11 protein-coding genes and 3 tRNA genes are annotated in these 12,362 nt (G+C 66.0%); 11 read left to right on the top strand and 3 right to left on the bottom strand.

The window, feature by feature from the left end:
- The first annotated feature begins 17 nt into the window (after positions 1 to 17).
- From AC1DOQ_RS18425 to AC1DOQ_RS18410, 4 genes are all read left to right on the top strand, one after another.
- Positions 18 to 620 (top strand): MarC family protein, encoded by a 603-nt coding sequence (locus tag AC1DOQ_RS18425; protein ID WP_477367369.1) that lies wholly within the window; start codon positions 18 to 20, stop codon positions 618 to 620.
- Positions 621 to 626: 6 nt separating this feature from the next.
- On the top strand, positions 627 to 1,451 hold the full coding sequence (locus tag AC1DOQ_RS18420) for an AraC family transcriptional regulator (RefSeq protein WP_477367366.1): 825 nt from the start codon (positions 627 to 629) through the stop codon (positions 1,449 to 1,451).
- A gap of 73 nt (positions 1,452 to 1,524) precedes the next feature.
- Complete coding sequence (locus AC1DOQ_RS18415; protein ID WP_477367364.1) at positions 1,525 to 2,769, top strand: glycosyltransferase; 1,245 nt, start codon at positions 1,525 to 1,527, stop codon at positions 2,767 to 2,769.
- Between the two features lie 54 nt (positions 2,770 to 2,823).
- Positions 2,824 to 3,270 carry an FKBP-type peptidyl-prolyl cis-trans isomerase gene (locus AC1DOQ_RS18410; RefSeq protein WP_477367361.1) on the top strand — a complete coding sequence of 149 codons (447 nt, stop codon included), beginning with the start codon at positions 2,824 to 2,826 and terminating at the stop codon, positions 3,268 to 3,270.
- Between the two features lie 6 nt (positions 3,271 to 3,276).
- On the opposite strand, the gene AC1DOQ_RS18405 is transcribed toward AC1DOQ_RS18410, so the two are convergent.
- Positions 3,277 to 3,768, bottom strand: coding sequence for a ricin-type beta-trefoil lectin domain protein (locus tag AC1DOQ_RS18405; RefSeq protein ID WP_477367358.1), 492 nt, complete (start codon positions 3,766 to 3,768; stop codon positions 3,277 to 3,279).
- 136 nt (positions 3,769 to 3,904) lie between these two features.
- Here AC1DOQ_RS18405 and AC1DOQ_RS18400 point away from each other — a divergent pair, with 136 nt between their 5' ends.
- Together AC1DOQ_RS18400 and AC1DOQ_RS18395 are read left to right on the top strand one after the other, a co-directional pair.
- The gene (locus tag AC1DOQ_RS18400; RefSeq protein ID WP_477367355.1) at positions 3,905 to 4,354 is read left to right on the top strand and encodes an FKBP-type peptidyl-prolyl cis-trans isomerase; all 450 of its coding nucleotides are present in this window, start codon (positions 3,905 to 3,907) and stop codon (positions 4,352 to 4,354) included.
- 228 nt (positions 4,355 to 4,582) lie between these two features.
- On the top strand, positions 4,583 to 5,659 hold the full coding sequence (locus AC1DOQ_RS18395; RefSeq protein WP_477367352.1) for a trypsin-like serine protease: 1,077 nt from the start codon (positions 4,583 to 4,585) through the stop codon (positions 5,657 to 5,659).
- 85 nt (positions 5,660 to 5,744) lie between these two features.
- Here the strand turns inward: AC1DOQ_RS18395 and uvrB are convergent, their stop codons facing one another.
- Positions 5,745 to 7,829 carry an excinuclease ABC subunit UvrB gene (gene uvrB, locus AC1DOQ_RS18390; RefSeq protein WP_477367349.1) on the bottom strand — a complete coding sequence of 695 codons (2,085 nt, stop codon included), beginning with the start codon at positions 7,827 to 7,829 and terminating at the stop codon, positions 5,745 to 5,747.
- A gap of 107 nt (positions 7,830 to 7,936) precedes the next feature.
- Between uvrB and AC1DOQ_RS18385 the strand changes: the two genes are divergently transcribed.
- From AC1DOQ_RS18385 to AC1DOQ_RS18375, 3 genes are all read left to right on the top strand, one after another.
- Positions 7,937 to 9,148, top strand: a complete 1,212-nt coding sequence (locus AC1DOQ_RS18385) for an amino acid aminotransferase (protein WP_477367346.1) — start codon at positions 7,937 to 7,939, stop codon at positions 9,146 to 9,148.
- Positions 9,149 to 9,201: 53 nt separating this feature from the next.
- A tRNA-Asn gene (locus AC1DOQ_RS18380) sits at positions 9,202 to 9,277 on the top strand.
- A gap of 95 nt (positions 9,278 to 9,372) precedes the next feature.
- Positions 9,373 to 9,448 (top strand) — tRNA-Asn (locus AC1DOQ_RS18375).
- Positions 9,449 to 9,784: 336 nt separating this feature from the next.
- Here the strand turns inward: AC1DOQ_RS18375 and purT are convergent.
- Complete coding sequence (purT, locus tag AC1DOQ_RS18370) at positions 9,785 to 10,999, bottom strand: formate-dependent phosphoribosylglycinamide formyltransferase (RefSeq protein WP_477367343.1); 1,215 nt, start codon at positions 10,997 to 10,999, stop codon at positions 9,785 to 9,787.
- Between the two features lie 91 nt (positions 11,000 to 11,090).
- On the opposite strand from purT, the gene AC1DOQ_RS18365 reads away from it, so the two are divergent.
- A tRNA-Asn gene (locus tag AC1DOQ_RS18365) sits at positions 11,091 to 11,166 on the top strand.
- A 69-nt stretch (positions 11,167 to 11,235) separates the two neighbouring features.
- On the top strand, positions 11,236 to 12,354 hold the full coding sequence (locus AC1DOQ_RS18360; protein ID WP_477367340.1) for an acyl-CoA dehydrogenase family protein: 1,119 nt from the start codon (positions 11,236 to 11,238) through the stop codon (positions 12,352 to 12,354).
- Positions 12,355 to 12,362: the final 8 nt, after the last annotated feature.

The following is a 12,362-nucleotide window of genomic DNA, read 5'->3' as shown; positions in this document are numbered from 1 at the left end:
ATACCTTGACCGATCCCATGACCCAAAGCTTCTTCCAGACCTTCATCCTGCTCCTGCTCGTAACCGACCCCTTCGGCAACGTTCCCCTGTTCGTCACCGCGCTGAAGGAGGTCGAGCCGGCCCGCCGGCCGCGCATCGTGCTGCGCGAATGCGCGATCGCCTTCCTGCTGCTGCTGGTCTTCATGTTCTTCGGCCGGCACTTCCTGGAAGCGCTGCACCTGACCGACATCTCGCTGCGCATCGGCGGCGCCGTGATCCTGCTGATCATCGCGATCCGCATGATCTTCCCGCATCCGGACGGCGTGCTGGGCCGCAGCGAAGGCGGCGAGCCCTTCATCGTGCCGCTGGCGATTCCCGCGCTGGCCGGTCCTTCGGCGCTGGCCACCGTGCTGCTGTTCACCTCGCAGACGACGGCGGAAGTGATGGTCCACGTGGCCGCGCTGGCCGCCGTCGGCGTGGTCTGGGTGGTCGTCTTCCTGGCCGCCGAGCGTTTGCAGAAGGCGCTCGGCGCCCAGGTCATGACCGCCTTCGAGCGCCTGATGGGCCTGATCCTGACGGCGATGTCGATCGAGATGCTGCTGGGCGGCGTGCGCGCCTTCGTCAAGACGCTCGGCGAATAAGGCCGCATGCGGACCTCGATGCACCAGCCGCAAGGCGAACTGTCCGAGGTCCTGTACGGGATCGGCTTCATGTCGACCCTCGACGAATCCTGGCCGCCGCCGCAGCCCCACCTGAACCGCTTTCCGGCGATGGTCTATTGCAGCCTGAGCCTGATCCTCGACGGCGCCATCGCCATGGCGGCGGAGGCGGGCGGCACGCGCGCCCTGTCCGGGCTGCTGGTCTCGGGACCGCGTACGCGTCCGGTCACCTCGATGTCGCTGGCGCCGGTGCGCTCGCTGTCCGCGATCTTCTACCCCGATGCCTTCGCCCTGCTGACCGGCATCGCGCCGGCCCGCCTGCAGGACCGCGACGAGCCGGCCGCCGGCTGGCTGGACGCCGATTGGGAAGCCTGGCCGCAGGCCCTGGCGGACCGCGACGAGGCCGCGCAGATCGAATGGATCGAGGCGTGGACCGGCGCGCGCTGGCGCGAGCGCCGCGCCGGCTGGGACCCGGAGCTGGGCCGCAGCCTGCGCCGCATCGCCAGCCACGAAGGCGTGGCCGAGACCGCACGCTCACTCGGCGTCGGCGAGCGCCAGGTGCAGCGCCGCTACCGCGAGCGGATCGGCGTCACGCCGGCCCAGGCGCGCCGCCTGCAGCGCATGAACGAAGCCGTCTACGCCCTGCGCGACCCGGCCGCGCCGAAGGAGACGCTGGCCGCGCTGGCGGCCGGACTGGGCTACGCCGACCAGGCCCACATGGCGCGCGAGCTGCGCGAACTGGCCGGCCTGTCGCCTTCGCGCCTGGCAGACAGCATCGCTTCCGACCGCGACTACTGGGCTTATCGTTTGTGACGATGTCGGCTTTGTACAAGCCTCGCCCCCGCTAGCTGGCCGACAATCATGCCTTCGACACGCAAGGCATGACATGAAGATCACCTTCCTCACCTACGGCACCGACGGCGACACGCGCCCGCTGGCGGCGCTCGCCAAAGAAATGATCCGGCGCGGGCACCAGGCCCGGCTGCTGGCCGACCGCGCCTGCGCTCCGCTGGCGCGCGAACACGGGATCCCGTTCACGGCCCTGGCCGGCGACATCCGCAAGGCCGTGCAGCCGGGCGGCACGCTCGGCAAATCCATCGACGGCCGCGCCGACATGGCGCGGGTCGCGCGCGCCTGCGCCCAACTGGCGCGCGAGCACACGGCGGCGTGGATGGCGACCGCGCGCACGGCGGCCGAAGGCAGCGACGTGCTGGTGTTTTCCGGCCTGGCGGCCTTCGTCGGCCTGGCCGTGGCCGAGGCGCTCGCCATTCCCTGCATCGGCACCGCGCTGTGGCCGCTGACGCCCACGCGCGAGTTCGGCGCCGCTTTCCTGCGTCCGCGCAGGCTGCCCGGCTGGGCCAAGCTGCTGACCCACCAGGCCTTCAACAGCCTGACCTGGGCGATGTTCCGGCCGGCCGTGAATGCGGCGCGCAGGGAGGTATTCGGCGCGGCGCCGCGCCGGCGGATGTGGCAGGGCTATCCGACCCTGTACGGCTGTTCGCCGGCCCTGCTGCCGCGTCCCCGCGATTGGCCGGCCGAGGTCGAGCTGACCGGCACCTGGCAGCTTCCCGCTGCCGCCGGGTGGCAGCCGCCGGATTCGCTGTCCGCCTTCCTGGCCGCCGGCGAGGCGCCGGTCTACATCGGCTTCGGCAGCATGGCCGGCATGGATCCGCAGACGCTGCTGGAGGCGGTGCGCGGCATTGCCGCCATACGGCGCGTGCTGTTCTATCCGGGCTGGAGCGGCGTCGACCTGTCGCGGCTGCCGCCGGACGTCTTCGTGCTGGGCGATACGCCGCACGAATGGCTGTTCCCGCGCATCGCCGCCGTCATTCACCACGGCGGGGCAGGGACCACGCATGCGGCGGCGCGCGCCGGCGTGCCCTCGGTGGTGGTGCCGTTTGCCGGCGACCAGTTTTTCTGGGCCGAGCGCCTGCGCGCGCGCGGGATCGGCCTCACCTGCCCGATGGCGGCATTCGCCGGGACCGACCCGGCCGCGCTGATCGCCGCCGCCTGCGCGCCGGCCATGCGCGAGCGGGCACGCGAAATGGCGGCGGCGATGGCGTTCGAGGATGGCGTCGGCACCGCCGCCGACCGTATCCTGGGCGGCACCGCACGCCTGGCGTTGCCCTAGGGGCGGGCGGGGTGTATCCTGCGCCGGCATCCATCACTACGAAAGAACAAGAACATGAAACAGCTGCTTTCCGTCTGCGCCCTCGGCCTGGCCCTTTCCCTCACCCTGGCGGGCTGCAAGCGCGGCCACGCACCGGCGGCGGCGCCGTCCGACGCGAGCCCGATCGCCATGCAGAAGATCGATACCGTGACCGGCACCGGCAAGGAAGCGGTGGCCGGTTCCACCGTGGTCGTCAATTACACGGGCTGGCTGTACGCGCCGAACGCCCAGCAGCAGCATGGCGCCCAGTTCGATTCCTCGGTCGGCCGCCAGCCCTTCAGCTTCCGCCTCGGCGCCGGCCAGGTGATCCCGGGCTGGGACCAGGGCGTGCAGGGCATGAAGGTAGGCGGCAAGCGCACCCTGATCGTGCCCGCCGCGATGGGGTATGGCGAGCAGGGCGCGGGGCCGATTCCGCCGAACAGCAACCTGATCTTCGATGTCGAGCTGCTGGACGTCCAGTAAAGCGTCCTACATCGTCGGTTCGTAATTGCTGCGCCAGCGGTGGCCGCTCTGGTGGCGGCTGCAGGGCGTCATCCTGATGCCGGTCTGCACTGCTTCCAGGCAGCGGGTGGCGCCGGTTTCGCGGTTGCTCAGCCGCATCTGGCGCGGCACGTCGCTCAGGCGCTCGATCGTCCACTGCTGGCTGTCGGTGCGGCTGCAGGGCTCCATCGCCAGCACGTTCTTGCGGTCGTCCGGGTGTACCGCCAGGCAGACGGTCTCGCCGTCGGCCACCGTATGGAATTTGTCGGAGCCCGGCAGCTCGCCGCGGGTGGCGAACCATTGCTGGGTCGGCGATTTATTGCAGGCCATCATGGCGACGACGGGGCCGGCCGTGCCGAGGCAGCGGCCGCGGCCGTCGAGTTCGTTCTGCAGGTAGTTGACGTCGGGAGCGGCAAAGGCCGGCGCCGCTGCGACCTCGAGGAGGACCAGCGCCGCGGCGGCGATGAGTCGGGCTTGCATGATGATGTCCTTTTCTTTCGGATGAGTCTGCCGCGACATTAACATGGAGAACGGGCGAATAGCGTTGTCGCTTGTGCAAATACTGCACGTCGGCAATACTAGTGCCACCATTTCCCAACCAGCAGAGCAGATCCCGATGACTTCCATTCTTTCGCGCGCCGCACTTGCCTTTGGACTGAGCCTGGCCCTCGGCCCTGCCATCGCCCAGGCAGCGGCCATCCCCAAGGCGCCCATGGCCGCCGCCGCCAGGCCGCTGCAGAAAACCGACACCGTCGTCGGCAAAGGCAAGGCCGCGGCGGCCGGCTCCACCGTGACCGTGCACTACACCGGCTGGCTGTATTCGCCCAAGGAGCCGGGCCAGCATGGCCTCCAGATCGACAGCTCGGTCGGCGGCGACCCCTTCACCTTCCAGCTCGGCGCCGGCAAGGTCATCAAGGGCTGGGACGAGGGCCTGGTCGGCATGAAGGTGGGCGGCAAGCGTACCCTGGTGGTACCGGCCGCGCTCGCCTACGGCAACAAGGGAGCGGGACCGATTCCGCCGAATGCCAACCTGATTTTCGACGTCAGCCTGCTCGACGTGAAATAAGCCAGGCGCAGCGCCGGCCCCGAACCGCAGGCTCCGCGAGGACCTGCGGTTTTTGTTTGTGTGTTTACTGTCGGAAAAATTTACAACTGGTAAGAAATCGTGAAGCGCTATTTCCGTATGCCATTAATTTTTAAGCATCTTTTCCTTCTGGCATGATTCCTGCATGCATGATCCGCGCGAGCTTACAAAGTGCCGCAGACATAACGCTGTTACTACAAAGGATAAAAAATGCGTAATCGGAAACTGTCGTTCAATAAGCTGTTGGGTATCACCGTCGCCGCCGGCGCACTCTTCGGGATCAGCGGTGCCGCGCAAGCGGGCATTGCCGGTGCGGTCTATACCCCGACCATCACTGCTGGCGCACTGCCGGATACCCCGGCCGCCCACGTCGATCCGAATGTGTCTTCCTCGAAGTTTTCCGGTGTGGTCGCAATCCAGATCCAGTACGGCAACGATTTCTACATCTGCTCCGGCGCCCTGGTCGGCAAACGCCAGGTCATCTCGGCCGGCCACTGCGTCGACCAGTATGGCGACGGCAAGGTCATCGACCTGAAGAATCCGAACAACAGCGTGCTGGTCGCCTTCAACAGCAACGGCACCTACAACTCGATCGTCTCGGCCTCGAACGTCTCGATCAACCCGAACTACCAGGGCTTCAACAACTGCCCGGACGGCAGCAAGGGTTGCGTGAACGACGACATCTCGGTGATCACCCTGAGCAAGGACGCACCGGCCAGCGCCAAGATCTACAAGGTCGCAACGAATGAACTGGTTGCCGGTTCGCACATCATCATGGCCGGCTACGGCACCTCGGGCGACGGCATCAACGGCCATTACGTCGCTCCGCGCTACGATACCAAGCGCGTCGGCGAGAACGTCACCGACTACTTCGAGAACGACGACGAACAGGGCTTCAACGGCGGCCCGAACGAAGTCTATTACGCCGACTTCGACGGTAACGGCCAGGACACCTTCTGCACCTACTTCAACATCTGCACCGTGGCCCTGCCGAACGGCGTCGAAGCCGGCATCGGCGGCGGCGATTCGGGCGGCCCGTCCTTCGTCGAGCTGTACGGCGAGCTGATGGTCGTTGCCAACAACACCTTCGAAACCCGCCTGTTCGCCAACCAGGTGGCCGGCACCTTCGGCACCCTGTTCGGCGGCATCATCCTGGGCGCCTACACCGACTACCTGCAGCAAGCCACCGGCGGCAACATCACCTTCGTTCCGGAACCGGGCAGCCTGGCGCTGCTGGCCCTGGGCGGTGCGATGCTGGGCGGCCTGCGCCGTCGTCGCAAGCAGTAATTCCTTTTAAGCGAACGCCGGTCTTCGGGCCGGCAATGAAAAAAGCGACCGGAAGGTCGCTTTTTTCATATCGATGGGCACCGAATTACTTGCCCAGTATCGACACCACATTGTCCGCCCCCGGCGCCCCGAAAGCCTGCTGCTTGAGCACATGCAGCTGGTCCCGCACCTGGGCCGCCTTCTCGAACTCGAGGTTCTTGGCATGGTCGACCATGAGCTTCTCGAGACGCTTGATCTCTTTCGAAATCTGCTTCTCGCTCATGCCTTCGATCTTCGCGGTCTCTTCCGCTTCCGCCATGTTCTTGGCCGCGGCGGCGCTGTAGACGCCGTCGATCATGTCCTTGATCTTCTTGTTCACACCCTTCGGCACGATGCCGTTCGCTTCGTTGAAGGCGATCTGCTTGGCGCGGCGGCGTTCGGTCTCGTCGATGGCTTTCTTCATCGAGTCGGTGATCTGGTCGGCGTACAGGATCGCTACGCCGTTCAGGTTGCGCGCGGCGCGGCCGATGGTCTGGATCAGCGAGCGCTCGGAACGCAGGAAGCCCTCCTTGTCGGCGTCCAGCACGGCCACCAGCGAGACTTCCGGCAAGTCCAGGCCCTCGCGCAGCAGGTTGATGCCGACCACCACGTCGAAGGTGCCCAGGCGCAGGTCGCGCAGGATTTCGACGCGCTCGACGGTGTCGATGTCGCTGTGCAGGTAGCGCACCTTGATGCCGTGGTCGCTCAGGTATTCCGTCAGCTGTTCGGCCATGCGCTTGGTCAGCGTGGTCACCAGCACCCGCTCGTCCTTGGCGATGCGGTCCGTGATCTCGCCCATCAGGTCGTCGACCTGCGAGCGCGCGGGGCGCACGATCACCTGCGGGTCGACCAGGCCGGTCGGACGCACCACCTGCTCGACCACGTTGTCGGCGTGCTCCTTCTCGTAGTCGGCGGGCGTCGCCGAGACGAAAATGCACTGGCGCATCTTGTTCTCGAATTCCTGGAACTTCAGGGGCCGGTTGTCCAGCGCGGACGGCAGGCGGAAGCCGTAGTCGACCAGGTTGGTCTTGCGCGAACGGTCGCCGTTGTACATCGCGTTCAGCTGGCCGATCATCACGTGCGACTCGTCCATGAACATCAGCGCGTCTTTCGGCAGGTAGTCGATCAGGGTTGGCGGCGGTTCGCCCGGCATCGCGCCGGACAGGTGGCGCGAGTAGTTCTCGATGCCCTTCGTGAAGCCGACTTCGGCCAGCATCTCGAGGTCGAAACGGGTGCGCTGCTCGAGGCGCTGCTCTTCCAGCAGCTTGCCCTGTTCGCGGAAGAATTCGAGGCGGTCGCGCAGTTCGGCCTTGATCGAGTCGACGGCCTTCAACACGGTGCTGCGCCCGGTCACGTAGTGCGAACCCGGATAGACGGTGAAGCGCGGGATCTTCTGGCGCACCTTGCCGGTGAGCGGGTCGAACAGCTGCAGCGATTCGATCTCGTCGTCGAACATCTCGACGCGGATCGCGAGTTCCGCGTGCTCGGCCGGGAAGATGTCGATGGTGTCGCCGCGCACGCGGAAAGTGCCGCGCGCGAAGTCCATCTCGTTGCGCGTGTACTGCATCTGGATCAGGCGTGCGATCACGTCGCGCTGCGCGACCTTGTCCTTGGCGCGCAAGGTCAGCACCATCTTGTGGTACTCGTCCGGATTACCGATACCGTAGATGGCCGAGACGGTGGCGACGATGACGACGTCGCGGCGCTCCATCAGCGACTTGGTGCAGGACAGGCGCATCTGCTCGATGTGCTCGTTGATCGACGAGTCCTTCTCGATGAACAGGTCGCGCTGCGGCACATAGGCTTCCGGCTGGTAATAGTCGTAGTAGGAGACGAAGTACTCGACCGCGTTCTGCGGGAAGAACTCGCGGAACTCGGCGTAGAGCTGGGCCGCGAGCGTCTTGTTCGGTGCGAAGACGATCGCCGGACGGCCCGCACGGGCGATCACGTTGGCCATCGTATAGGTCTTGCCGGAACCGGTGACGCCCAGCAGCGTCTGGTACATCAGACCGTCGTCGATGCCCTCGACCAGGCCCTGGATCGCGGTCGGCTGGTCGCCGGCGGGAGGGAAGGGCTGGTGCAGCTTGAACGGAGAATCCGGGAAAGTGATGACGGTGGGCGCGGGGGTATTTGCGACCGATAGTTCTGCCATGAGTTCAGACCTTTGCTAGAATGGGAATCCGCCTGCGGCACTGCAACATCCAAGCCGCTGTCTATACAACCGCTGCGAACCCAGCCGACAAACCAGAGTTTATCACGATGAATTCCACAGCTCCTGCCAGCATCTTCGGCGCCATCGCCATGGCCCCACGCGACCCTATCCTGGGCATTACCGAAGCCTTCAATGCAGATACCAATCCGGCCAAGATCAATCTCGGCGTCGGCGTCTACTACGATGACAACGGAAAGGTGCCCCTGCTGGAATGCGTACGCAAGGCGGAAGCGATGCTGATGGAACAACCTGCGCCGCGCACCTATCTGCCGATCGAAGGCCTGGGTGCGTATGACAAGGCTGTGCAAGAACTCGTATTTGGGGCCGACAGCCCGGTAATTCAAGAGAAGCGTGCGGTCACCGTGCAAGCCCTGGGCGGCACCGGCGCACTGAAGATCGGCGCCGACTTCCTGAAGCGTTTCTCGCCGGGCTCGGCGGTCTACATCAGCGACCCGAGCTGGGAAAACCACCGCGCGCTGTTCGAAAGCGCCGGCTTCGACGTCAACAACTACAGCTACTACGATCCGGCCACCCACGGCGTCAACTTCGAAGGCATGCTGGCCTCGCTGAAGGCAATGCCGGAAGCCTCGATCGTGGTCCTGCACGCCTGCTGCCACAACCCGACCGGCGCCGACCTGACGGYCGACCAGTGGGGCCAGGTGATCGAGGTGGTGCGCGCGAACGGCCTGATCCCCTTCCTGGACATGGCTTACCAGGGCTTCGGCTCGGGCATCGCCGAAGATGGCGCCGTGGTGCGCCGCTTCGTCGACGCCGGCGGCCCGCTGCTGGTGTCGAACTCGTTCTCGAAATCCTTCTCGCTGTACGGCGAGCGCGTCGGCGCGCTGTCGGTGGTGCTGTCGTCCGCCGAGGAAGCCGCACGCGTGATGTCGCAGCTGAAGCGCGTGGTGCGCACCAACTACTCGAACCCGCCGGTGCACGGCGGCAAGGTCGTCGCCACCGTGCTGTCGACCCCGGAACTGCGCCAGCTGTGGGAAGAGGAGCTGGCCGGCATGCGCGTGCGCATCAAGGCGATGCGCGAAGAGCTGGTGAAGAAGCTGGCCGAGAAAGCCCCGGGCAAGGACTTCGGCTTCGTGCGCCAGCAGGTCGGCATGTTCTCGTACTCCGGCCTGACCAAGGAGCAGGTGGGCAAGCTGCGCGAGGAATCGATCTACGCCGTGGACACCGGCCGCATCTGTGTTGCCGCGATGAATTCGAAGAACATCGATCGGGTCGTTGACGCCATCGCAAAAGTTCTCTAAACTCTTGGCTCTTCCGATTCGGCACGCATGAATCGGAAGAGCAAGTAGGCAATTCCCTGATAGCTCAGTCGGTAGAGCGACGGACTGTTAATCCGCAGGTCCCTGGTTCGAGTCCAGGTCGGGGAGCCAAGGTTTCAAGCCTCAGCGAGGCATGCACGGTTGGATACGATTGGCAACTAAGCCTGTGCAAGTCGCGATGGGGAGGCTATAATAGCAACATCAATTCCCTGATAGCTCAGTCGGTAGAGCGACGGACTGTTAATCCGCAGGTCCCTGGTTCGAGTCCAGGTCGGGGAGCCAGAATTCAGAAGAGGCCGCTTCAGTCGAGGCGGCCTTTTTTTTGGCGCTGCGCATCGCAAAGCTCATCTATGTTCACCAATCCCTTGCATCCGGGTTCCCCGATCGCGTCGAGCACGCCTGGAATCCCGGGGTGCCGTAACAGGCTTCCGCCCCCATCGACGAGCCGACGTGGGTGTCTTCCATATCGAGTCCGCCGTCATCCAGGAGATGCATCGGCTTCAGCATCGGCGGGCGCTGTTGTCCGAGCTGGACGTGCCGTTGGCCTGGTCGAAGCGGTCGTCCAGCCAACGGTCGGCAATCTCATCGTAGGCCGATGCGATTGCGGCATGGTCCATCTCAGGCCTTGCCCGGCACCGGCTTGACCTTGCCGGCCGCTTCCAGCGCACGCTGGCGCGCGGTCTCGATATCCGGCGCGGTCGCCAGCGCCACGCCCATGCGGCGGCGCGCAAAGGATTCCGGCTTGCCGAACAGGCGGATGTCCGAACCCGGCACCCGCAGCGCCTCGGCCACGCCTTCGAAGGCGATGCCGGCCTGCTCCAGCTGGCCGTAGATCACGGCGGAGGCGCCCGGTGCCCGCAGTTCCGGATTCACCGGCAGGCCGAGGATGGCTTTCGCGTGCAGCTCGAACTCGCTCTGGACCTGGGTTGCCATGGTCACCATGCCGGTGTCGTGCGGACGCGGGCTGACTTCCGAGAACCACACCATGTCGCCCTTCACGAACAGCTCGACGCCGAACACGCCGCGGCCGCCCAGGCTGGCGGTGACCTTGCTGGCGATCTCGCGCGCACTCTCCAGGGCGCGCGGGCTCATCGGCTGCGGCTGCCAGGATTCGACGTAGTCGCCATGCACCTGCTTGTGGCCGATCGGCTCGCAGAAGCCGGTGACGATCTCGCCGTTGCCGTTCGAGGAGCGCACGGTCAGCAGGGTGATCTCGTAGTCGAAATCGATGAAGCCTTCGACGATCACGCGGCCGGCATCCACGCGGCCGCCGGCGGCCGCGTAGTTCCAGGCGTTCTCGACGTCATCCATGCCGTCCAGTTTCGACTGACCCTTGCCGGACGAGGACATCACCGGTTTCACGACGTTCGGAAAACCGATCTCGGCGCAGGCCGCCTTCAGCTCGTCGAGGCTGCTGGCGAAGCGGTAGGGCGAGGTGGCCAGGCCCAGTTCCTCGGCGGCCAGGCGGCGGATGCCTTCGCGGTTCATGGTCAGCTGGGCGGCGCGCGCGGTGGGGATGCAGGTGATGGCACCTTGCGCTTCGAGCTCGGCCAGCTTGTCGGTGGCGATCGCCTCGATTTCCGGCACGACCAGGTCGGGCTTCTCTTGTGCGATCAGCGCCGCCAGGGCTTCGCCGTCGGTCATGTCGATCACGTGGGCGCGGTGCGCGACCTGGTGGCCCGGGGCGTCCGCATAGCGGTCGACGGCGATCACTTCGACGCCGAGGCGCTGCAGGGAAATGATGACTTCCTTGCCGAGCTCGCCGGAGCCGAGCAGCATCACTTTCGTGGCGGAGGGAGACAGGGGCGTACCGAGGATGGGTGCTTTCGTCATTGCAGTGGTTGGTGTGGAGGGAAGCGAGCACTATAACAAAATAAAAAAACCTTGCCAGATTCGGTCCAGCGGTTATAATGCGTGCCTCAATTCCCTGATAGCTCAGTCGGTAGAGCGACGGACTGTTAATCCGCAGGTCCCTGGTTCGAGTCCAGGTCGGGGAGCCAGAACATGGAAAGGCCGCTTCAGTGAAGCGGCCTTTTGCTTTCCAGGTCACACCGATGCAGGTCACGCCGATGATTTCCTCGAACGATGCCGCAGTCATTGCCGAACACGCCGCCCGGGCCGATGCCGAAGGCTGGCTGCGCTTGGCCCAGCAGGCCCTGATCCACGAACGCGGCTGGCTCCGCATGCTGGCCCCGCGCGCGGCCGGCGGCGCCGAGCTGGCGCTGCCGGACGTCGTGCGGCTGGAAGAGGCGATCGCCCGCGTCGACGGCAGCATGGGCTGGACCGTGACCCTGTGCGCCGGCGCCGGCTGGTTCGCCGGCTTCCTGGCGCCGCGGCTCGCCGGCGAGATCCTGGCGACGCCGCAGGTCTGCCTGGCCGGCAGCGGCGCGCCGACCGGCTACGCCGACCGCGAAGGGGAGGGCTGGCGCATCGACGGCCTGTGGGACTACGCCAGCGGCGCGCCGATGGCGACCCACTTCACCTTCAACGCGATCCTGCGCGAGCAGGGCGAGCCGCTGCTGGACGCCGCCGGCAACCCGCGCATCCAGGCTTTCGTGGTGCCGGCCGCAGTGGTCGAGATCGTGCCGCGCTGGCGCAGCATCGGCCTGCGCGCCACCGCCTCACACGCCTATCGCGTGGCCGGGCAATGGATCCACGCCGAACACGGTTTCGAGATCGAGCCGGCCAGGGCGTGCGCACAAGGCCCGCTGTACCGTTTCCCGTTCCTGCCGTTTGCCTTCGTCACGCTGGCGGCCAACGTGGCCGGCATGGCGCATCACTTCGTCGAGCTGGCGCAGGAATGCATCGCGCACCGCCGCAACCGCTTCGGCGGGCAGGGCGAGCCGCTGATCGAGGTGCCGGCCGTGCGCGCGCTGCTGGATTCGACCCGTGCTTCCCTCGACGACGTGCGCGAGCGCTTCTACGCGCGCCTGGATGCGACCTGGGCCCGGGTCGTGGAAGGCGCGCCGGTCGGCATCGAGGAGGCCGCGCAGATGCAGGCGCTGTCGATGGAATGGGTGAACGCATCGCGCCGCGCGGTCGATTCACTCTACCCATATTGCGGCCTGTATGCGGCGCGCGAGGACACGCCCGTCAACCGCGTCTGGCGCGATTTTCACACCGCGTCCCAGCACGCCTTGCTGACCCCGTTCACGAGCACTGGTCAAACGGCAACTGAACCGCTATAATGCGAGCC

Source organism: Massilia sp. 01N417 (genome assembly GCF_056399645.1).
The sequence above is the reverse complement of the archived record's forward strand: the minus strand, read 5'-3'. Positions and strand labels throughout refer to the sequence as shown.